The organism is Serratia sp. JKS000199 (assembly GCF_900215455.1).
GTDB lineage: Bacteria > Pseudomonadota > Gammaproteobacteria > Enterobacterales > Enterobacteriaceae > Serratia > Serratia ureilytica.
In genome coordinates this window covers 4147789-4169879 of sequence record NZ_LT907843.1, presented here as the reverse complement: position 1 = coordinate 4169879, position 22091 = coordinate 4147789, and the positions used below count along the sequence as shown (strand labels likewise).

Sequence of the window (22091 nt, the reverse complement as noted above, 5' to 3'; positions counted from 1 at the left end):
CATGCATCATTTTGATGGCTTGGACGCGGAAAAAAATGCCGGCGCAGAGGCCGGCATTGAAGCATTTAATCGATGTGTGAACAAGATCACCTTTGCGCCCGATTACAGCACGCCCTGGGCCAGCATCGCCTCCGCAACCTTAACGAAACCGGCGATATTCGCGCCGTGTACATAGTGGGTTTGCTTGCCCTCGCCGCCGTATTCCACGCAGGCATGGTGAATATCCGCCATGATATGTTGTAAACGTACATCCACTTTTTCCGCCCGCCAGCCGATGCGCGCGGCGTTTTGCGCCATCTCCAGCCCCGAGGTGGCCACGCCGCCGGCGTTGGCCGCCTTGCCGGGCGCGAACAGCACCCCGGCGTCGAGGAAGGCGTCGGTGGCCTGGATGGTGGTCGGCATGTTGGCGCCTTCCGCCACCGCTTTCACCCCGTTGCGGATCAGCGTCTGCGCCGCCTCGAGATCCAGTTCATTCTGGGTGGCGCACGGCAGGGCGATATCCACCGGCACGTTCCACGGCTGCTGGCCCGCCAGGTAGGTCAGGCCGCGTTCGCGGGCATAGTCCGCCACCCGGCCGTAGCGCTGGTTTTTGATCTCCGCCAGGTGCGCCAGCTTCTCGGTGGTGAAGCCGTCTTCGTCCACCAGAGTGCCGCCGGAATCCGACACGGTGATCACGCGCGCGTCCAGCGCCAACGCTTTCTCGATGGTGTACTGCGCCACGTTGCCGGAGCCGGACACCGCCACCCGCATGCCCTCAAAGCCCAAGCCGTGGCGCTGCAGCATGGCGTCGGTAAAGTACACCAGGCCGTAGCCGGTCGCCTCGGGGCGGATCAGGCTGCCGCCGAAGGAGAGCCCTTTGCCGGTAAACACGCAGGCGGTGTTGTTGGACAGTTTCTTCATCATGCCGGCCATAAAGCCGACTTCACGGCCGCCGACGCCGATGTCGCCGGCCGGCACGTCGGTGTCCGGGCCCAAGTGGCGATACAGTTCGGTCATCAGCGCCTGGCAGAAACGCATGATCTCGCCCTGGCTTTTGCCCTTCGGATCGAAATCGGAGCCGCCTTTGCCGCCGCCCATCGGCAGGGTGGTCAGCGCATTCTTGAAGGTCTGCTCAAAGCCGAGGAACTTCAGGATCGACAGGTTCACCGACGGGTGGAAGCGCATGCCGCCCTTGTAGGGGCCGATGGCCGAGTTGAACTGGACACGAAAGGCGCGATTGACCTGCACCTGGCCGCGATCGTCCACCCAGCTGACGCGGAACTGAATGATGCGCTCGGGCTCCACCAGGCGCTCCAGCAGCGCCTGTTCGCGATAGCGCGGGTTGCGCTCGATAAATGGCCACAGCGAGGTGAACACTTCGCGCACGGCCTGCAGATATTCCGGCTGGTGGGGGTTATGGCGTTGTAACGAGGACAGGAAAGACTCTACCGATACGGCATATTCCATGGATAACTCCTTTTAGCATTAAATTTTCCCCCGCTATTTCTTATAGATTTGGGTATAGGTGATGCTCGGGGGAGGATGTTGTGTCTTTAGCGACTATATCATCGGAGGGCGGTTGATTATCAAGCGATTAATCGGCGTAGCGGCATGAAAAACGCCCGCAGGGCGCGGGCGTTGGGCAGTTAAGTTAGCCGGCGCTTACTTTATTCGTCTTCTTCGTCGCGCAGCGGCACGATCAGCATATCGATGTGCACGGTATTGATCAGCTGGCGAGCGGAAGACATCAGTTTGCTCCAGAAGTCCTGGTGGTGGCCGCACAGCACCAGGTCCATGTCGTATTTCTTGATGGCGTCCACCAGCACCTGCGCCAGATCGCCGCTGCCGCTCAGGGTCTCGGTGATCGGGTAGCCGGCGTTTTGCGACAGTTCGGTCAGCGCCTGGTGGGTTTCTTCAGAGATGCGCTTTTGCATGTCGCCGAGATTGACGTCGATAAGGCCAGTATAGAGATCGGAATAGTTGACATCGACGTGGATCAGAGAAACTTTGGCGTTATACGGCCGCGCCATAGAGACGGCTTTTTCTACCAGGATCTTGCTTTCCGGGGATAGGTCTACCGCGATCAATATGTGTTTGTAAGCCATAAGAATACTCCTTCCATAAACATGCCGATTAAAAAGGGTTAGCAGGCGTTCCGTGTACCCGCCTGGCGCTTTTGGTTCCATAGTATCATTCGGATAACGCAATGATATGTTGGGGCGATCACACTGCGCCGCATCGAAAATCTCTGCGCACGATACCTTTCGTTGTACACCCGCGCGGCGAAAAAGCCTAAGGGTTATGCGGGTTTTAACGGTCTGACCGCTTGAATTATAAGCGTTATTAAACAAAGTATAGCGCTAAATGTGCAATCAGCGCTCCAGATGCGGTTGCAGCAGGCTTTCAAACCACTCGTGAAACACCGCCAAACGGCGGGAACGCTGGCGGCGATGGGGGTAGATCAGGGCGATCGGCATGGAGGCGGCGCGGTAACCGGGCAGGACTTCCACCAGTTCACCGGCGTCGAGCAGGTGTTGCACGTCGTAGCGCGGGATTTGCATCAATCCCAGCCCGGCGCGGCAGCAGGCGATATAGCTTTCGGCGTTGTTGACCACCACCCGGCTGGGCAAGTCGAGCCGCTGGGTGTGCCCGTCGCCGGTCAGGTATTCCCAGGGGGATTCGCGGCCGGTTTTGGGCGAGGCGTAGCCGATGCTCCAGTGCCCCTCGGCGAGATCGGCGGGATGAAGAGGATGGCCGAATTCGCTCAGGTAGGCGGGGCTGGCGCAGTTGATCAGCGCGATATGGCCGAGCGGGCGCATCACCAGGCTGCTGTCGTGCAGATCGCCGACGCGCACCGCGCAGTCGACCCCTTCCTGCACCAGATCGATGGCGCGATCGGCGGAGCCGAGCACCAGCTGCAGATGAGGGTGGCGCCGCAGCAGGCTGGGCAGCGCCGGCGCGATCAGCCGACGGGCGATGCGGCTCGGCACATCGACGCTGAGCCGCCCGGAGGCCTGCCGTTGGCTGGCCTGAAACGACTGATCGATATCCTCCACCTCGGCCAGCAGCGGGCGCAGCCGTTCGAGCAGCTGTTCGCCGTCGGCGGTCAGCCGCACTTGCCGTGTGGTGCGGTGCAGCAGGCGCACGCCCAGCTGCGTTTCCAGTTGCTGAACGGCGGCGGACACCGAGGCGCGCGGCACCTCCAGCGCATGGGCCGCCCGGATAAAGCTGCCCATCTCCGCCACCTGCACGAATACGCGGTATTGATTGAATCTGTCCATCTCGTTGACCTGCTGTTCCTTGGCGCCGTTTCTGACAGAGAGTGTAGCCGCATGGCGCGGTTGCGCGCGAGCAGGTGCGGGGGCGATAGGTGCCCCCGCCGGGTTTATTTGGTGGTGTAGCCGCCGTTGATCAGGATGGTTTGGCCGGTTATCCACCAGCCGTCGCTGACCAGATGACGGATGAACGGCACCACGTCTTCGATATCGGTCAGGCCGGTTTGGCTGAATGGCGACAGCGCCGCCGCCGTCTTGTGGTAGGCCACGGCGTCCGCGCCTTCCGCCGGGTAGAAGAACGGGGTATCCATCGGGCCGGGGCCGACCGCCGTCACGGAGATGCCGCGCTCGCCGAACTCCTTGGCGGCGGCGCGGGTGAAATGCTCCACCGGCGCTTTGGTGCCGGCGTAAGCGGCGTAGAACGGCGTGAAGGCGCCGAGCAGCGAGGTGACCAGCGTGCAGATTTTGCCGTTGTCGTTAAGGTGCTTACCCGCTTCTTTCAGGAAGAAGAACGCGGTTTTGGCGTTGACCGCGGTCATCTCGTCGTACTCGGCTTCGCTGATGTCGATCAGCGGCTTTTTCAGCACCTTGCCGACGGTATTGATGGCGATATCCGGCTTGCCGACGGCGGCGACAGCATCGGCGAACAGCTTCTCGACCGCGCCTGCGGTAGTCAGATCGGCCTGCAGCGCGACGCCTTGCGCCCCGGCGGCCTGAATGGCGGCGACGGTTTTCTCCGCCTCGGTTTTGGAGGCGGCGCTGTTGTAGTGGATCACCACCGCTTTGGCGCCTTGCTCAGCCAAATCGCGCGCGATCAGCCCGCCGAGGTTCTTGGCGCCGCCGGCGATCAGGACGGTTTTTCCCTTGATTGAATGGTTTGCCATAACAGTTTCCTTGGATAAGCGTAACGGAAACCTGAGTCTAGCCAGCGTGGGGGGAAAGATCAGCGGCGTGGCGCGGGATAGACTATCCATAAAAACAGCCTAATCGAAAACGGGCGGTTATCGCTTATAACGCCCCGGCAGGTGACTTTTCGGCACAGGGCGGTAAATTTTATCCACTGCTCAGGCCAGTTTGCGTTTCATTAACCTACAATGATGGATATGGGCCTCATCATTTCTCCTCTGAGTAGAACCATGCCGTGCAAATCTCATCGTGCGGTGCGGCAACGTCTTCGGAGGCGGTGGGTTATGGGCGTGGCCCGTGCAGGCTAAAAAAGGGGATGAGAGCGGTAAGCTCCAGCAGAGTATCGGGTAATGAGGTAGGGCGGTTGGACCCGGCGGATGGCCGCGGATAACAACGCCTTGAGGGGGCAATCATGATCAGTACCGTCGCGCTGTTTTGGGCCTTGTGTGTGGTGTGTGTGGTTAACATGGTGCGGTATTACTCTTCTCTGCGCGCGCTGCTGGTGGTATTGCGCGGCTGTGACCCGCTGCTGTACCAATATGTCGACGGCGGCGGTTTCTTTACCGCCCACGGCCAACCCAGCAAGCAACTGAGGCTGGTGCGTTATATTTTCGCGCAGCGCTATGTCGAGCACCACGATCCGGAGTTTATTCGCCGCTGCGAGCGGGTGCGCGGGCAGTTTATGCTGACTTCGGCCCTGTGCGGCCTGGTGGTCATCTGCCTGATAGCGATGATGATTTGGTATTAATGCCTTTCTGTTTCCCTTGATGCAGGCAAAAAAAAGGCGGCCATGCGGCCTAATGCTTACCAGTTAGCGTTTTTTTGAAGTACTCGTGACGTTTTCGGTCGATAAATGAGAGGTGCATCATGAGGCTCCTGCACCTCGACCGAGCCAGGGGCCGAAAGGCGCGGCCCCTGGCAACCCGCGCCTTTGCCCTATCAGACGGTTGGCTTTGCCAACTCCCCTCGCTCCGCCATACCGCATTGAGGCCGGTTGCGACAGGCGTCCCTGCCTGTCTCACCTGAAACCGCCGTCCATGGCGGTTTCGCCTAATGCGCTATGCCTGCGTTCGGCGTCTTCAAGGGCGTCCAATACCGTGCTCATCTCCGATTCCTCTTCTCTGCGATAACCTCATGAAGTACGGGTTGCCCGGTAGCTGCCAGCTCGGGTGTTGACCTTTGGCGCGCATCACCGGCTGCCGAGCAAGGCGGCGTTGTCAGGGGCAACCGGCCAGGGAAGGCCGGTTGAGGCGAGACTAACAGGGACGTTTGTCGCAGCCGACCCGCCCGACAACGCAGACGCAGCGAGGGTATCTGCGCAGCGGACAGGCGGTGTTAAGCAAAGGCGTGGGTGTAGGGGCCGCGCCATCGGCCCCTACAATTGCCGTTCGCTACGGCATCAGAGAAATGCGAGGGTTTTACGGCAATTCTCCTGCACAAAACGCCCAGAGGATGGATAAAAAAATGCCAGTCAGGCTTAACTGACTGGCATTAGGCCATGCGGCCGCCTTCCTCATGATGCTTGTCGCTTAGATCAGCTTCAACGCGACCCAATACAGCGCACCGGAAAGCAGAATCGAGATTGGCAGGGTGAGCACCCAAGCCAACAGGATGTTCTTCACGGTTTTGCTCTGCACGCCGCCGCCGTCCACGATCATCGTCCCGGCAACCGCCGAAGAGAGAACGTGGGTGGTGGAGACCGGCATGCCGGTATAACTCGCCACGCCGATCGACAGCGCCGCGGTCATCTGGGCCGATACGCCCTGGGCGTAGGTCATGCCTTTCTTGCCGATCTTCTCGCCGATGGTGGTGGCTACGCGTTTCCAGCCCACCATGGTGCCGAGCGACAGCGCCAGCGCGACGGCGACGATGATCCACATCGGCGCGTACTCGACGGTCTGCAGCAGATCCTGACGCAGGTTCTTCAGGAAGCGCTGGTCGGCGGATGAGGTTTCCGGCAGCTTGGCGACTTTATCCGCCGTGTCGGTCACGCACATCAGCAGGCGGCGCAAATGGCTGCGCTGCTCAACCGTCAACTGATCGTAGCTTTGCAGGTTGGTCAGCATGCCCTGAGCCAGCTCGATCGCCGGCATGGCGCGCGAACTGTCGCAGTGGAACTCGGCCGGTTTGCCAGGCGTGGCTTCGTCATCCGGGCTTGGCACCAGCGGCGTCAACGACACCGCATGCGACAGCGCGTCGCCGTGCTGCTGGTAATATTGCTGCAGGTGGGTCACGGCGTCACGCGTACGGGTGATGTCATAACCGGTTGCATTCATATTGACCACGAAGCCGGCCGGGGCAACGCCGATCAACACCAGCATGATAAGGCCGATGCCTTTCTGACCGTCGTTGGCGCCGTGCGAGAAGCTGACGCCAATCGCCGACAGGATCAGCGCGATACGGGTCCAGAACGGCGGCTTGCGTTTGCCGTCGACCTTTTCACGTTCCGCTGGGGTCATGTGGATACGCTGGCGTTTCTTGGTGCCACTCCAATAGCGGCGCAAGGCGAACACCATTACTCCCGCCACCATCATGCCGACCAGCGGCGAGAACAGCAGAGAAAGGAAAATGCCAATCATTTTCGGGACGTTAAGCGCATCCACGACCGAAGTGTGGGTCATCAGGGCGTTGGTTAAACCGACACCGATGATTGCGCCTATCAGCGTATGGGAACTGGACGCCGGCAGACCGAAATACCAGGTGCCGAGGTTCCAGATGATTGCCGCCAACAGCATGGAGAAGACCATGGCTAATCCGTGTGCTGAACTGACGTTCAACAACAGATCGGTAGGCAACAAGTGGACGATGGCGTAAGCAACACTCAAACCGCCGAGCATTACGCCAAGAAAGTTGAACAAACCTGCCATCACGACCGCAAGTTGCGAGCGCATGGCGCGGGTATAAATAACTGTAGCGACCGCATTGGCCGTATCATGAAAACCGTTGATGGCTTCATAAAACAACACGAACAACAATGCGAGAATTAACATCAGGCCGGTATGGAAATCCAGGCCAGCGAACAAATGCAGCATAAGCGTTACGCCAGTTTGTGGACATGAACGCCGCGCATTATCAGTGACAACCGGTGCCGGGGAAAAGGAAAATATGACGTTTTTTTGATTTGGACATGACGAAATGGTGGCGTGTCTATAACAAAAATATGGAATATCAATGCGTTAATCTGCTCTGACCTCTGTAATATTTTCTTACTATGGCGTTGGCGGCGCGGGGGCTTTACAATCTGCCGCCGTGAATTTGGCGGTGACCGGCGGCGAAACGGCGTAATATGGCGCTCTTTTGTCGCGATTGTGGTTTTGATAAGTGAGGCTCAGGTGGAACAGTTTGATGTCGTAGTGATTGGGGCGGGCGCCGCCGGCATGTTTTGCGCCGCGCAGGCGGGGCAACTCGGTTGCCGCGTGTTGCTGCTCGACAACGGCAAAAAACCGGGCCGCAAGATCCTGATGTCCGGCGGCGGGCGCTGCAACTTCACCAACATGTACGCCGAACCGGCGGCCTATCTGTCGAACAACCCGCATTTTTGCAAGTCGGCGCTGGCGCGCTACACCCAGTGGGACTTCATCGATCTGATCAACCGTTACGGCATCGCCTACCATGAAAAAACGCTGGGGCAGCTGTTCTGCGACGATTCGGCGCAGCAGGTGGTGGATCTGCTGGTCAAAGAGTGCGAGCTGGGCCAGGTGACGATGCGCCTGCGCAGCGAAGTGCTGGGCGTGGAGAAAACCGAGAACGGCTACGCGCTGGCGCTGAATGGCGAAAAAGTAAGTGCTCGCTCACTTGTGGTGGCCAGCGGCGGATTATCCATGCCGGGGCTGGGCGCCTCGCCGTTCGGTTACAAGCTGGCGGAGCAGTTCGGCCTCAGGGTGCTGCCGACGCGCGCCGGGCTGGTGCCGTTTACCCTGCATAAGCCGCTGCTGGAGCATGTGCAAACGCTGTCCGGCGTGTCGGTGCCGGCGGTGATCACCGCCGAGAACGGCGTCAGCTTCCGTGAAAGCATCCTGTTCACCCATCGCGGCCTGTCCGGCCCGGCGGTATTGCAGCTGTCCAGCTACTGGCAACCGGGTGAGTATGTGAGCATTAACTTACTTCCTGAGCTTGATCTGGCGGGCTTCCTTGATGAACAGCGCCTGCAGCACCCTAACCAAAGCCTGAAAAACACCCTGGCGCTGCACTTGCCGAAGCGGCTGGTGGAATGCTTGCAGACCCTGGGACAACTGCCGGAGGCGACGCTGAAGCAGCTGAATGCGCCGCAGCAGGCGGCACTGGTGGATCTGTTGCAGAACTGGCGCGTGCAGCCGAACGGCACCGAGGGTTATCGCACGGCGGAGGTGACGCTCGGCGGCGTCGACACCAACGAACTTTCTTCCAAGACGATGGAAGCCCACAAGGCGCCGGGGCTCTATTTTATCGGCGAAGTGGTGGACGTGACCGGGTGGCTGGGCGGTTACAACTTCCAGTGGGCCTGGAGCTCGGCCTGGGCCTGCGCCCAGGCGCTGGCGGCGCAGGGGCGTTAAAACGCCGGTTGGCCTTGAAACGCGCCGGGTCACATCGACCCGGCATTGAGCTGACTCATTAATTTAATTTTAGTATCGCCGTCGAGAAAACTCGCCTCCAGCGCCTGTCGGTTGCTGCGGTTAAAATCGTCATCCTGCCAGCCGAAGGCGTCATGCAACAGCTGGTACTCCTTGTTCAGCGTGGTATCGACGACGGTGCGCGCATCGGTATTCACGTTTAGCCGCACCCCCCACTTTTTGAGCCGATCTATCGGATGATCGTCGATGCTGTCGAACAAATTGCAGGTGAGATTGCAGCTGGGGCAGATCTCGAGCAGGACGCCGGTGGCTACCAGGCGCTCGACGAGCGCAGGGTCCTCGATGCTTCTGACGCCGTGGCCGATGCGTGACACCTGCAGCCTATCTAGCGTTTCCCGCACGCTGTCGGGGCCTTTCGCCTCACCGGCGTGGGCGATGACGTTGCCGCCGGCGGCAAGCACGGTGCGAAAGGCCGCCACATGGTGGGTCAGCGGGTAACGTGCTTCATCGGCGGCCAAATCCAGCGCCACCACGCCGCTTCCCTGATAATCGATAACCAGCTTCGCCGTTTGCAGGCTGGCGGCCGCGTCGAAATGCCGCAGCGTGCATAGGATAAGCCCGGCGGCGATGCCGTAAGCCCGCGAGGCGTTATGCATGGCCGCCAGCACCGTCTCGACCACCGCTTCGCCGGTTAACCCCAGCCGGGTATGCAGCAGCGGCGCGAAGCGCAGCTCGGCATAGATGACATTATCCGCCGCCAACTGCGCGAATAAGTCCTCGACGGCCAGCGCTATCGCCTGGCTTGTCTGCAATAGATCTATTTGCGGCGCTATCTTGCTTAGAAAGTCCCCCAGATCGGCGCATCGTTTCGCCGCGACAAATTGCCGATTAAATGCCGTTCTGGTTATTTGCGGGTCGACCTTTTTTAAATAGTGGTAGCTTAAACAGGTATCCAAATGGACGTGTAATTCCACTTTCTTCAATTTTCTTGGATCGAATTTCATGCGGGTCACTTATTTCATTAACGGCTGAGATAACAACGAGAACAGTTTTTCTTTAAACAGGCCGGGCTTAATGCGGGTAATCACGCGCGCATTGGCCGGTTCGCCGGTAAGCTGAGTGGAATCGATGACGTAATGGCCGTAAGACCTCTCACTTTTATATTCTACCCATGAATACGCTTCCAGACTGGTCTCGACGATATCTGGATAGAGCGCCACCGCCATGGTGGTCGGATCGGGCAAATCAAACCCTTTGCGTTCGGTGCGCCGTGCGTTGAACGCCATCAGCGCGCGATTGCAGCGCACGGCAAAGCGTCCCAGTTCGCCGAGGTTATTCAATCGTTCTATATCGCGTTCGTCGATAAACGCTTCCCCCATGCCGATCTCCCAGCCGACGAGAGTGAGCGGCAGCCCGGCAGTGAGCACCAGATGCGCAGCCTCGGCGTCGGCGTAAAAATTAAATTCGGCCAGCGGGGTGATATTGCCGGGCGTCAGTCCGGAACCGCCCATGACATACACGCGCTTCACTTTTTCGGCCAGCGCGGGCGCTTTCAGCACCGCCATCGCGAGATTGGTCAGCGGCCCCAGGGTGACGATTTCCAGCTCGCCCTTGAGCCGTGCGGCGCAGTCGATGATGGCGTCCACGGCATGAACGGGTTCTACGGCCAAGCGTGGGGTCGGCAAGGCCATGTCGCCCATGCCGTCTTCACCGTGAATATGGTGCGAGTGATAGCGCGTGCGAAACAGTGGTTTCGCCATGCCGGCGTAAACCGGAGGAGCATAGGTTCCCGCTTTTTCCACGCAAATGAGCGCATTTTTGACGCAGTGTTCTAGCGGGCAGTTTCCGGCGACCGCGGTGATCGCTTCCACTTTCACGCCAGGTTCGCGCAACGCCATCAGCAGCGCAACGGCATCGTCGGAAGCGGTATCGGTGTCTATCAGAATGTGTCGCATGGCAATCTCCTCGTAGGGGGTACGGAGAAAATACCCAGGCGGCCCAAGGCAAAAAAGGTCAGATGTCCTTTTTCGTTCTGAAGCGCGTCGGCTATGCTGAACGCAGTCGAAAGCGAGGAGGCAAGACGTTTAAGGATGAGCCTTGGGAGTGAATCGCCTTGAAAACGGTCGGTGACAGCAAGCTAAAAGAAGCGTTCATTGAGGTTCACGATCTGCAAACGGCGCTTTCGCCCACGCTGCTCGCCGCACTGCGCCTGGTGAGCGTCGAAGCCGGCGAATACCTGGTGACGCAAAGCGATCGTTTGACCCACCTGTTTTTTCTCGTGCAGGGAAAATTGCAGGTTGAGAATTTTGATGTGAATGGCGCGCACATTGTCTTTTCCTTCGAAACGGATTTCTCGGTAATTGGCGATCTGGAGCTGTTCTCCCAGGCGCAGCGCACGCTGTTCAGCACCGTGCAGGCGGTGACCGACGCGCTGCTTCTCGCGGCACCGATAGAGGTCATCAACAATCACGCCCTGAGCGACCCGGCATTCCTCACCTTTATCTGCCGGCAATTGAGCAATAAGCTGCTGAATTCCTCCTTGCTGCATGCGAACGGCGTTTTGACGGCGGAATATAAACTGCGAAAATTTTTATTATTCAAGGTAAAGAGCGAAGGGGAGTTGATTGAGCTGGAAAACCGGGAGGCGCTGGCGGCGAGATTGGGCATCTCCGTCAGACAACTGAGCCGCGCGCTGGCGCAGCTCGCGGCGGAAGGCATCATTCAGTTTAAAAACAAATCACTGCGGGTGACCGATCGCCAACGGCTGTCCGCTATCGAAGGTAACCAAAGCGGTTAATCGAGCGCCGGCCCTTTCAATTCCACGCGATTGCCGTCCGGATCGCTGAAATAAATCGACGGCCCGTCGCCTTCCGCGCCGTAGCGCGATTCGGCGGGATCCGCGTCGATCCCCTGCGATCGCAGGTAGGTCAACAACGCGTCTTCGTTGAACGGATCGATGCGCAGGCAGACGTGATCGACATTTTGCCGATGAAGATCGGGCGCTTCGCCGCCTTTTTTCCCCAGCACGCCGTTGACGTCCACCAGGTCGATCATGGAGGCGCCGGCGCGCAGGTGCACCAGCCCCAAATCCGGCCGCTGTTTGGCGATATCACAACCGATGACCTGGGTATAAAAACGCAGGCTGTTCTGCATATCGCGCACGCGCAGAACCACATGATCCAACTGTTGCAGGTTGAAAGGGCGCACGGTCATCTCCTCAAATGAACATCTCCTTTACAGCATAAGCGGCGATGGCGGATTTATCCTGTTTCGCGGCGTTGCCGCTTCGCGCGGCCAAACCAAAAAAAAACGGCCGATGGGTGCAGCCATCGGCCGTGGGGCTTGAGTGTTCAAGCGTTAACGAGGGAAGTTACCGCTCAGCGCATCCAGGCCGCCCTGGTAGATGTCGCTGAACAGGGCGATGGCCTCGTCGTCGCTGATGTTGACCGGCGTGAAGCTGCCCGACCATTCCACGCGCGCCACGTTGGCGTCGTCGGTGGCGTGCACTGACAGGGTGGACAGGTAATTCACCACCGGGAACGGCGCCTGCATGATGGAGTAGCTGTAGCTGCGTTGACGGTTATCGAACGCTTCCAGCCGCTCGATGACGGTGCCGCCGTCGGCGGTGGTCAAAGTGCGCACGCGGCCGCCTTGCGAAATGACGCTTTTCGGAATGAACGGCAGCCAGTCAGGCAGGGCGTCGAAGCCGCCGATCAGTTGCCATACGGTGTCGGCGGATGCCGGGATGTCCATTGAGACGGATGTAGTAGCCATTTTCTTTCTCTCTTAATATCGGTTTCGGGTACAGGGTTACATTGCCAGCGTGTCTACGACGCCGCCGTCGACGCGCAGCGCCGCGCCGGTGGTGGCCGAAGACAGCGGAGACGCGAGGTAAACGGCCAGGTTGGCCACTTCATCGACGTCCGCCGCGCGCTGAATGATGGAGCTTGGGCGTTCGGTTTTAACGAACTCGTCGGCCTGATCGCGGGCGCTGCGCCCGGATTTGGCCGCCGCATCCGCCAGCATGTCTTGCAGGCCTTCGGTAAAGGTTGGCCCCGGCAGGATGGCGTTGACCGTCACGCCGGTGCCGGCGAGGCGTTTCGCCAGGCCGTGAGACACCGCCAGGTTGGCGCTTTTGGTGACGCCGTAGTTGATCATGTCCGCCGGGATGGCGACGCCGGATTCGGACGACACGAAAATAATGCGTCCCCAACCCTGCTCGGTCATGCTCTGCGCATAGTGGCGCGCCAGCCGCACGCCTGAGAGGACGTTGACGTTATAGAAGTGCATCCACTCGCTGTCGGGCACGGTAAAGAAGTCGTTATCGTTGAAAATGCCCAGGTTGTTGATCAGCACGTCGGCTCTCGGTTCCGCGGCGAACAGGGTTGCAGCCCCGTGTTCCGTCCCGAGATCGGCGACCACGCCGCGCACCTGCGCGCCGGGCACGTTGGCGCTGATGTCGGCGATGGCGTTATCGACCCCGGCTTTCTGACGGCCGACGATCACCACGGTGGCGCCCGTTTTGGCGAGCCCGCGTGCGATGCCGAGGCCGATGCCAGAGGTGGAGCCGCTGACGACGGCGACTTTGCCTGAAAGATCCAGTTTCATCATGTATCTCATCGAGTTAATGGGGGTAATGGGGCCATGCGGCCCCATAAAACTTAACGAATCGGCAGCGGCGCGTTGTCGGCCACCAGTTTCTGACGGCGCATTTCGGCCCAGAATTCAGCCGGGATAACGGCGTCCAGCGCGGCCAGATCTTCGGCCATCCGGCCAGGGCGGCTCGAACCGGGGATCACGGCGGCGACCGCCGGGTTAGCCAGCGAGAACTGCAGCGCGGCGGCTTTGATGTCGACCTGGAAGCGAGCGGCGATCGCTTTGATTTGCGCCACTTTCGCCAGCACCGCCGGGGATGCTTTCTGGTATTCGTAGTGCTCGCCACCGGCCAGCACGCCGGAGTTGTAAGGGCCGCCGACGACAATGTCGACGTTGCTCGCCAGGGCTTCCGGCATCAAACGTTGCAGCGCGCGTTCATGATCCAGCAGGCTGTAACGGCCGGCCAGCAGGAAGGCGTCCGGCTGCGTTTCGCTCAGGCCCAGCGCCAGTTCGCAAGGCTCGACGCGGTTGACGCCGAGGCCCCAGGCCTTGATCACCCCTTCTTCACGCAGACGGGTCAGCGCGCGGAAAGCGCCGGTGCGGGCGATGTTGAACTGTTCAATCCAGTTGTCGCCGTAGAAATCCTGGGCCGGATCGTGGATCCAGACGATATCCAGGCGGTCGGTTTTCAGGCGCTTCAGGCTGTCTTCGATGGAACGCAGCGTGGCGTCGGCGGAGTAGTCGTTGACTATTTTGTTCTTCAAGCCGTGTTCGAACAAACCGCCTTTCTCGCCCAGATCGCGGGCGGAAGTGTCTTCTTCTTCGTCCAGCATGATGCGGCCCACTTTGGTGCTCAGCACATACTCATCGCGTGGGTAGTGCGACAGCACTTCACCCATGCGGATTTCCGACAGGCCGGAACCGTAGAGCGGCGCGGTGTCGAAGTAGCGGATGCCCAGATCCCAGGCGCCGCTGACGGTGGCTTGCACGTCGTCTTGCGGGATGTTGCGGAACATATTGCCGAGCGGTGCGCCGCCCAAACCGATCTTGCCGGGTAAAATATTTCTGATGCTCATGTCAGGTCCTCAATACGTTATCTTTTCAGGGAAATTGGGGGGCGCACAGTGCGTCTGCCCCGTCACGAGGCTAAAGATAGCGTGGCAAGTTGTGACTTGATAGGACATAATTTGTCTAAGTTAAGTCCTTTGAGGTCTCACATGATCGATTTACGTCAGTTGAAATACTTCGTCGCGGTGGCGGAAGAGGAGCACGTCGGCCGCGCTGCCGAACGGCTGCACATTTCCCAGTCGCCGCTGAGCCGGCAGATTTCCCAGCTTGAGGAACGTCTCGGATTGATGCTGTTTGAGCGCAATCAGCAGCGCATTCGCCTGACCGCTGACGGCCAGACGTTTCTGGCCGAAACCCGCGCGCTGTTGACGCACGCCAACCGGCTCGAATCGCTCGGACGCCGCCTGGGGCGGGGTGAAGACGGTGGGCTGTGCATCGGCTATATCGAAAATGCGATGCACTCCGGCGTCTTGTCGAACGCCTTGCGGTCGCTGCGGGTGTCCCGGCCGGATGTGCACATCGTGCTTTACAGCCAGCCTTCTTCCATGCAGTTGGAAGGGCTGCGGCAGCGTAGCCTGGACGTGGCGCTGGTCAATACGGCGCCGGATCGCGACGATCAGGATTTGAACTATACGCAGGTGTTGGACGATCGCATGTTGCTGGCCCTGCCGCAGACGCATCCGCTGGCGGACAGGGAAACGCTGCAGCCGGCGGATCTCACCGATCAGGCCTGGATCTCGGTGATCCACAAAGAGGATGCCCATTCGCGCGACGACTTCGTGGCGGCCTGCGTGAAGGCCGGGTTCGATCCGGATATTCGGCTGGAAGCGGGCGAGCCGCTGACGGCGTTGGGGCTGGTCGCCGCCGGGTTGGGGATGACGCTTATCCAGCACAGCCTGCGGCATAACGCGCCGCAAGGCGTGGTGCTGCGCGAGCTGCCCTGGATGCAATACACCACGCAGCTGTGGGCAGTGTGGCACAAGGCCAACCTGCGCCCGCTGGTCACCCACTTTCGCGAAGTGATGTCGGCCGGGCCGGCCTGCCACTGATCGCGCGGCGGCGTCCGGCCCGGATGGCGCCTGCTACGGCGCAGCGCGCAGGGCCGCGACGATCGCCGCCAGGTCGGCGCGCTGCTCGTCTGCTAGCGCGGGCTGCGCCTGCGCGGCATTCTCCGCCAGCAGGGTTTGCAGGCCGATCAGCCAGTCATAGATATAAAACGCGGTATTTTTGGTCGGCGTCGGCGCCAGCCGGGTTAGCCGCTGCTGGCCACTCCAGTCCACCGCCGGCTGCGGCGGCGGGGTAAAGATCGGCTGGCCGGGATTGACGCGGCTCTCGGGGCGCGTGGCCGCGTCGCGCCGCTGGAAGCCGAGCCAGGCGACGAAGTCGCCCAGTAGCGCCAGCGCCTGGCTGATCTGCCGATCTTCACCCTGTTCCGGCAAGCTCCTGGCGCACAGCGCGCGCTCCAGTTCGTCGTCGAGCCGCAGGCGGCAGGCGGCGCCGATCAGCGCATCGACCAGCAGTTCGAGGTGCGGCCTGTCGACGCCGAGCAGATCCAGCAACCGGCGGCTGTCAGGCAGCGCGCGCAGATGGTTGACCCAGTCGGCGAAGATCCGCGCGGCGAAAGGCGATGCGGGCTGCTCGCCGGGCGCCGCAGGGTCTTGCGCACCGAACAGATCGATATCCAGCCCAAACGGCGAAGGCGGCGTCGTCTGGGACGGCGTCGTATGCTGCTGTTGCTGATAAAGCTGGCGCAGCGTATCGCGCTGGGGCAGCAACCGTTCCAGCAGTTCGCCGTGGCGGCCGGCCTGCGCCTGCAACGCGCGCAACAGCTGCTGGGCGCGTTGCTGCGCCGCGTGCGGATCGGCGACGGAGAGCCAGTTGCCGAGCAGGCTTTCCGTCAGTTCGCGCTGCAACTCTTCACGCTGTTCGAGCAAGCGCGCTTGTTTGTGGGCCGGGCGCGCCTGTGCAGCCAGGTAGTTCACCATCCGGCGGCAGTCCTGTTCATCCAGCGCCAGCAGCGTGGCCCAGCTGTCGCCGGGCTCGCCGACCTGACGCTGGACGGCATCGTCGGGCCGCGCTTTGCCTTCCTGACGCAGGTCGAACGGCGTGATCGCCCAGATTAAACCGGGCTTGCGGCGCTGGCGCAGCGCCGGGGTTTCCCCCTGGGTGTGGTTGACCCAATCGGCGAGCGCCTGGCCGACGCGCGCGGTGTCCTGCGGCGTGGCGGCGGCATCGGTCACCAGCAGCAGGCTGGCGTGCAGGCCGTCGGCGCAACGGGCCAGTAAATGGGCGCGCTTCGCCTGCTGCAGACGCTGCGCCGGCTCCGCCTGCGGACAGATGCGGCTGCCGGGCAGGTCGATCAGCGCCACGTCGGCGGGCAAGCCTGCCTGCGTCGTCTGCGGCAGCAGGGTGGTCAATTCTGCGGTCAGCCAGGCCAGATCGCTCAGTGCGATCTCCCGTTCATCGCCGTTTTCGGTCATGACGGCGATCGTGGCGTTTTCCGGTGCGGCGCTTGCGGTCAGCAGCGCCAACGCGCGGCGCGGGGCATGAACCCGTCTGCTGCCGTCGAGGGTATGCAGTGCGTGCGCCAGCTGGCGGTAACGCGCCGTCAGCGTCGCTTCCTCTCCCCACAGCGGCGCAAACAGGCGCGCGCGGTCATCGATGCTCAACTGCGGCGCCAGCGTCACCGCCTGCGGCCAGAAGTGCCTGTCGAGCGTGGATTGCTCTTTGTCGCCGTGGCGGCGCAGGCTGTCCCACAGCGCCAGTACGGCATTGCCGTCGAGGCCATCGATGGCTACCGCCTGTCGGTGGCGCGTCAGCGCTTGCAGGTGGCCGGCGATGGCGCGGGCGTCCCAGTCCGGGCGAAAGCCGCTCATCGCGGCGGCGTCAATCGTCATGGCCAACCACTGCGCTTCATCGAGCAAGGCGAGGGCGATCGGATAATCGGCGGGCCCCGCCTCGGCCGCCGTGCAGTAGCGCACCGCGAGCGAAAGGTCCGCGTCGAAGCGCTTCGCGCCGGGCGCCAGCGCCGCCAACAGATGGGCTTTGGCGGCGGCGTTGTGGCCATATAAACCGATGGCGACCTGCGCAGGCCGTGTGTTTTCCAACAGTGCGGCGCGGTTATGGCAACGCCGCAAACGCTGTATCAGTCGATCGGCTTCCCGCTCCAGGCGGGCGGAGTGATGGCGTGCGGCGTCCACCCAGTCGATCGCCTGCAAAATGCCGGCGCTGAGCGCGTTATTCGGAGCCGCTGGGGCGAGGGTTTGCGTGTTCATCGTGGGTAAATGCTCCCGCTGTCTATCCAGTAGTGGGTCGCACCGGAGGCGCTGGCAGCCAGGGTATTGAGTTTCAGTTGCAGGTGGTGCGCCGGGACGGGGCTGCCGTCGGCCAGCAGCGCCTGGGCGATCTTGACGCTCTCGGCGCCCTGCTCGGCGCTGGCGGTGATGGCCAGCCGCAGGCCGATCACCGCGTCGCCGGCCAGCTTGCGCGCCAACTGGGCGTCATTGATGGTCAGCGTATAGAGCGGCGAGGCCGGCCAGCGTTCGTTGTCCAGCTGGCGGAAGCCCAGACGCAGCGGGCCGCGCAGCTGGAAGCTGCCGGCGGGATCGAGCGCGAAATCGGCGCGATCCAGATCGATGTCGCGGTAATAGACGTTATCGTCCGCCAGCATGTTGTTGCCGTCCAGCATGCCCAGATAGCGAATGGTGGAGTAGGGCTGGAAATCGCCGACGTTGAAGTAAAAGCTCTCCAGCCGCAGATCGATCGCCAGCAGGCACAGCATGGCGCCCACGGCAGCGGTGGATTTCGGGTTGTCGATGCGGCCGCGTTTGTTGAACGGGTACCAGCTGCGGGTGTGGTAGCCCTCGAGCGGCAGAATGCGGCTGGCGGGCAGCGGCTGCAGGTGGCGCAGCAGCGCCTGCACGCCGGGGAAGCGCGCCGGGCGGCCGGTCAGCAGCAACACGTCGCAGGTGTACAGCGCCACCACTTCGGCCAGCAGGCGCAGACAGCGGCCGATGCCGATGCGATCGGACAAGAAAGCGGCGTGCAGATCGGCCAGACGGATCACCAGCGGGGTGTGCAGGATATCGAAGGCGTCGCTGTCGGCTTCGCGCTGCACTTCGCCGTTGATAAACGCCAGCACCTGCGGCGTCGGCCGCTGCGGCAGCAGATCGCCGAGGCCGGCGGCGATTTCCGCGCGGCTGTCCAGCGGATCGTACTGCTCATAGGCGGCGAGCAGCGCGCGTCCGGCGGGCATGAAGATCTGCAGCGCGGCCTGCTGACGCAGGGTGGAAAGCCCGTCCATGCGCCCTTCGTTGCCGAACAGTTTGTCCATCAGCGCCGCAGCGGCGCTCACGCCGGCGGCCTCGAACGCCTGTTGCACGGCGGGCAAGACAAACTGCTGGATGATGTCCAGCAAGATATCGTCGCCGGCGACCTTAAAGCCCTCGCGGAACAGCAGGCGCGGGTTGATTTTGATGTTGTTGCCTACGCCGTCATCGAGCGAGTAGTGCGTGATCGCCAGATCGGTGGTGCCGCCGCCGATGTCGATGGAGGCGATGCGCAGCGTCTTGCCGGGCTGTTCACCCGGCGCCAGCGGCCGATCGGGCCGAGCCATGGCGGCAAAGAAGGCGTCGGTGCGGCCGGCGAAGTTCACCTGGGTTTCGTTGTACAGATAGACCATCTGGCCGCAGGTGGCTTCGTCCCACTCGATCTGCACCTGCGGCGCCGGGAAGCGAGTGTGCGCGCCGTCGAACGGCGCATCCTGCGGGTGCCAGCCGAGGGCTTTCCACACCAGCCCGATCGCTTCCTGCATGCGGCGGCGGAAGATCTCCCGCTCCGGCTTCGGCATCGCCGACGGCAGCGTCAGGATGATGGCGCGTAAACGGCGCGGGGCGGCGGCGTTCGGCATGCGGCTGCGCTGGGCGATGCTGTTGATCTGCATCAGCGCCTGCGCCAACAGCTCGCTCAGCATCAGGCTCATCACCGCGCTGCGGCTGTAATGGGCGGCGAACACCGGCAGCCGTTCGGCCGTCGGCAAGGCGGACAGCGGCACGCCCTCGTCGTTGATCAAGGTGGTCAACGGCGCGGCGGCGGCCATCGGCTCGTGCCGCTCGTTGAAGCGCCAGCCGGGCGCATAGCGCTCTTCGTCCCACAGATAGCGGCGCGGGCTGGAGATGCCGGTGGTGCCTTCATGCCCTTCGCGTCGCTGCGCCAATTGCGCGGCTTCACGGCCGATGCGGGTGATGGACGGCCATTGGAAGGCGTCGTCGCGTCCGCTCTGGAAGGACAGATGCGGCTTGCCGAACGCGGCCCGAGAAAATTCCACCCGGCTCTCGAACAGTTCGTTGTAGACGCAGTGCGGTTCGGACAGCGAACGCAGCTGCAGCTCATAGGTTTGCTTCAGGCCGTTGCTCTCTTCCGGATGGTCTTCGACCAGCACGCCGCAGGTGTGAGAATTGCCGACGTCCAGCACCAGATCGACGTCGATCGCCGGCTGTTGCAGCGTCGCCGCCGCCATTTTTATCTGCGGCACCGTCAGCTGATGGCCGAGCATGTGCAACAGGTTGAGGTAGTGCGCCTGATACTCGAAGGTTTTCAGCCCGGCGTTGATCTCCGCCTCGGCGCGCTGTTCCCGCTCGGCGGCGCGCTGGCTGAACGCCTCGCGCAGCCAGCCGTCCACCCAGGTCAGATCGAGGAACTCGCCCAGCTCGTGGTTGCGGTGCGCCAGCGCGAAGCTCAGATCGGCGCCGAGATCGCTCTTGCCCGGCGCCAACGCTTCCTGGCCGGGCGCGGCGGCGCGGGTATCGAAGGCCAGCACCACCCGCAGCAGGTTGCCGTCCTGATCCGGTTCATCCAGTTGCACCACCTGCAGGCGAGCCCAGTTATCCGGGCCTGACAAAAATATCCCCGAGGCGGTATAGCGCAAGAACGGCAACGGCAGCCAGAGCTTATCCAGCAGGCGCAGCGACTGCTGCAGCGGGTAGCTGAACTCCGGCCGCACCACTTCGGCGGCTTGCCCGCCCTCGGCCGGCAGCTGATATTTGCCGCTCTCGGCCTCCCATTGCAGGCGCAGCAGCGGGCCGCTGGCGGTCTTGCGCACGAATTTGCCGGGAAACTCGGCGTCCAGCCGCGGGGTCAGGGCAAAGTCCATAAACTGAATGCCGCTGTCCTGAATCAGCGTAATGCCGTGTTTGTAGTCCGTAAGGGGTGCCAGCATCATTTACTCTCGCGCTTGAACGTCATGGGATAGGTGGTGTCCGCATCGTAGCGGCCGGTGCATTCCGCGGCCCCGGTCTCGCCCTGGCGGCAGACGATTTCCGGGATCTGGTAGCGGCTGCCGTCGCTGCAGCGCGCTTTGGTGCGGCTGTTGATCACCAGATTGCCGGACTGCATCAGCCCGGCCTCGACCGCCACCCGGCAGGTGACGCCGTCGCCGTAGGCGATGACGGCGCTGCCTTTGCCCGCGTTCAGGCGGTATTGCAGGCTGGGGCGCTTGCCGGTGATCGGATCTTTCAGCGCCACCGTGGCGCGCCATTTGCCGTTAAGGAAACGGGTGGAGCCGGCCTTCACCGCCTCGGGCGGCAGCACCAGCGCATTTTTGTCCGCCGGCTGCGGGATGACCGGCGCCGGGGGGGGCGGCATCAGCGTGGCGTGCGCCAGCGGCAAGCGCAGCTCAGGCAACGGCGCGGCGGTTTTTTCCGGCGGTGCCGGAGGGCGCACCTCAGCCGGCATCGCCGGTTGCGGCGGCGGTGAGCGGTGCAGCCAGGCGGCCAGCGCCGCGCTGCCTAGCAGCAGTACCGGCAACAGCCACAGCGCGTGGCGTCGACGCGGGCGAACAACGGCGGGGGATTCGGCGGGCGTCGTCGGGGCGGGCACCGGTTCAGGCTCGGCGGCCGGGGCCGGTTTTACCGGTTCGACAACGGCCGGTTTGCGCGGCGCGGCGGCGATCGGCGCCGGTTTTTCCACTTCCGATTCGAGCGGGCGCAGGCAGGCTAACGGATCGTCCGGGCTCTGCGCCTGCGGTTTGATAAAGCCCCAAAAGGTCAGCACCGGCCGATCGTCCACCAGGTAGACGTGGTTGGGATCGGGAATGTGCATCGCTTTGGCCAGCAGCGCGCCGAACAGGCGGTGGCTGGGGTGATCGGTCGCCCGGGTCTGTTCGGTCAGGCTGCGGAAGGTCGCCAGACAGTGTTCCAGGTGGCGCACCGCCTGCGCGCGCTGGGCATCGCTTGCCGCCAGCCAGGAGGTCACCTTGCCCGGAAAGGGCGCATACCAGTCGATGCGCGTGCCGCTTTCGTTCGGCTGGGGGATCGCCAGACAGTCGGCGGCCTGCTGCTGTCGGCGAAGACGCAGGGTTTCCCGCAGCTGCTGCGCGCAGGCGTAGATCGGTTGCCCGTTTTCGCCTAAAGCCAGCACATCATCCAAACTGCCACTGCGTAAGAAGGGTTTCACCACGGCGCCGCACCTTGTCCTGTTCTGCAAAAACGCATAAAAGTCCATGATACCCCGCCGGCGATGCCGCCAAACGGCCAAGGACAGCCCGAAAAACGCCCTTCTTTGGCGTTAGCGGCGCACTTTGGCAACCGGCACAGTGAAAATCTCGCTATCTGGACCTGTCTGTGAACCGCTTTATCTGAAAAATAGAACGCAGCCCCGGCAAGCGACGCCGGGGAACGATGTTCTCTTTCACTATGACCTCGCCTCGCGGGTTGCCGAT

Annotated in this window: 18 protein-coding genes; 4 read left to right on the top strand and 14 right to left on the bottom strand. The window is 62.2% G+C overall.

The features are described from left to right. Positions 1–102: 102 nt before the first annotated feature. The 4 genes from gdhA to CPH57_RS19785 form a co-directional block, all read right to left on the bottom strand. Positions 103–1446 carry an NADP-specific glutamate dehydrogenase gene (gdhA, locus tag CPH57_RS19800; protein ID WP_096242670.1) on the bottom strand — a complete coding sequence of 448 codons (1344 nt, stop codon included), beginning with the start codon at positions 1444–1446 and terminating at the stop codon, positions 103–105. Positions 1447–1646: 200 nt separating this feature from the next. After that, a complete protein-coding gene (gene uspA / locus CPH57_RS19795) occupies positions 1647–2084 on the bottom strand; it encodes a universal stress protein UspA (RefSeq protein ID WP_004930988.1) in 438 nt (145 codons plus the stop codon). 267 nt (positions 2085–2351) lie between these two features. Further along, positions 2352–3260 carry a LysR family transcriptional regulator gene (locus CPH57_RS19790; protein ID WP_042785536.1) on the bottom strand — a complete coding sequence of 303 codons (909 nt, stop codon included), beginning with the start codon at positions 3258–3260 and terminating at the stop codon, positions 2352–2354. Between the two features lie 104 nt (positions 3261–3364). Beyond that, positions 3365–4138, bottom strand: a complete 774-nt coding sequence (locus CPH57_RS19785; RefSeq protein WP_033645349.1) for an SDR family oxidoreductase — start codon at positions 4136–4138, stop codon at positions 3365–3367. A gap of 434 nt (positions 4139–4572) precedes the next feature. Between CPH57_RS19785 and uspB the strand changes: the two genes are divergently transcribed. Beyond that, positions 4573–4908 (top strand): universal stress protein UspB, encoded by a 336-nt coding sequence (gene uspB, locus CPH57_RS19780; protein ID WP_004930978.1) that lies wholly within the window; start codon positions 4573–4575, stop codon positions 4906–4908. A gap of 781 nt (positions 4909–5689) precedes the next feature. Here the strand turns inward: uspB and pitA are convergent. Then, complete coding sequence (gene pitA, locus CPH57_RS19775; RefSeq protein WP_033645348.1) at positions 5690–7192, bottom strand: inorganic phosphate transporter PitA; 1503 nt, start codon at positions 7190–7192, stop codon at positions 5690–5692. Between the two features lie 300 nt (positions 7193–7492). On the opposite strand from pitA, the gene CPH57_RS19770 reads away from it, so the two are divergent. Beyond that, a complete protein-coding gene (locus tag CPH57_RS19770) occupies positions 7493–8692 on the top strand; it encodes an NAD(P)/FAD-dependent oxidoreductase (protein WP_033645347.1) in 1200 nt (399 codons plus the stop codon). A 29-nt stretch (positions 8693–8721) separates the two neighbouring features. On the opposite strand, the gene add is transcribed toward CPH57_RS19770, so the two are convergent. After that, positions 8722–9714, bottom strand: a complete 993-nt coding sequence (add, locus tag CPH57_RS19765) for an adenosine deaminase (protein ID WP_046688558.1) — start codon at positions 9712–9714, stop codon at positions 8722–8724. Positions 9715–9723: 9 nt separating this feature from the next. Then, positions 9724–10665 (bottom strand): nucleoside hydrolase, encoded by a 942-nt coding sequence (locus tag CPH57_RS19760; RefSeq protein ID WP_033645346.1) that lies wholly within the window; start codon positions 10663–10665, stop codon positions 9724–9726. A 158-nt stretch (positions 10666–10823) separates the two neighbouring features. Between CPH57_RS19760 and CPH57_RS19755 the strand changes: the two genes are divergently transcribed. Further along, positions 10824–11507, top strand: coding sequence for a Crp/Fnr family transcriptional regulator (locus CPH57_RS19755; protein WP_033645345.1), 684 nt, complete (start codon positions 10824–10826; stop codon positions 11505–11507). On the opposite strand, the gene CPH57_RS19750 is transcribed toward CPH57_RS19755, so the two are convergent. From CPH57_RS19750 to CPH57_RS19735, 4 genes are all read right to left on the bottom strand, one after another. Continuing rightward, positions 11504–11923 carry a VOC family protein gene (locus CPH57_RS19750; protein WP_033645344.1) on the bottom strand — a complete coding sequence of 140 codons (420 nt, stop codon included), beginning with the start codon at positions 11921–11923 and terminating at the stop codon, positions 11504–11506. The two genes, CPH57_RS19755 and CPH57_RS19750, sit on opposite strands and share 4 nt — an antisense overlap. Positions 11924–12067: 144 nt before the next feature. Beyond that, complete coding sequence (locus CPH57_RS19745) at positions 12068–12484, bottom strand: SRPBCC family protein (RefSeq protein ID WP_033645343.1); 417 nt, start codon at positions 12482–12484, stop codon at positions 12068–12070. Positions 12485–12520: 36 nt separating this feature from the next. After that, entirely contained in the window at positions 12521–13318 is a 798-nt protein-coding gene (locus CPH57_RS19740; RefSeq protein ID WP_033645342.1) for an SDR family NAD(P)-dependent oxidoreductase, read from the bottom strand. Between the two features lie 53 nt (positions 13319–13371). After that, positions 13372–14382: an aldo/keto reductase gene (locus CPH57_RS19735; protein WP_096242669.1), complete on the bottom strand. Its 1011-nt coding sequence runs from the start codon at positions 14380–14382 to the stop codon at positions 13372–13374. A gap of 141 nt (positions 14383–14523) precedes the next feature. On the opposite strand from CPH57_RS19735, the gene CPH57_RS19730 reads away from it, so the two are divergent. Next, positions 14524–15423, top strand: coding sequence for a LysR substrate-binding domain-containing protein (locus CPH57_RS19730; RefSeq protein WP_046687946.1), 900 nt, complete (start codon positions 14524–14526; stop codon positions 15421–15423). 33 nt (positions 15424–15456) lie between these two features. Here CPH57_RS19730 and CPH57_RS19725 read toward each other — a convergent pair whose 3' ends face one another. Genes CPH57_RS19725 through CPH57_RS19715 form a run of 3 tightly spaced genes read right to left on the bottom strand, consistent with a single transcriptional unit; the run spans position 15457 to position 21829 of the window. Further along, positions 15457–17649, bottom strand: coding sequence for a virulence factor SrfC family protein (locus CPH57_RS19725; RefSeq protein ID WP_060660153.1), 2193 nt, complete (start codon positions 17647–17649; stop codon positions 15457–15459). Next, a complete protein-coding gene (locus CPH57_RS19720; protein ID WP_046688557.1) occupies positions 17646–20591 on the bottom strand; it encodes a virulence factor SrfB in 2946 nt (981 codons plus the stop codon). The genes CPH57_RS19725 and CPH57_RS19720 overlap by 4 nt, the downstream gene beginning before the upstream one ends. After that, the gene (locus CPH57_RS19715; protein ID WP_089195287.1) at positions 20591–21829 is read right to left on the bottom strand and encodes an SrfA family protein; all 1239 of its coding nucleotides are present in this window, start codon (positions 21827–21829) and stop codon (positions 20591–20593) included. Before CPH57_RS19715 ends, CPH57_RS19720 begins: the two co-directional genes overlap by 1 nt. Between the last annotated feature and the right edge of the window lie 262 nt (positions 21830–22091).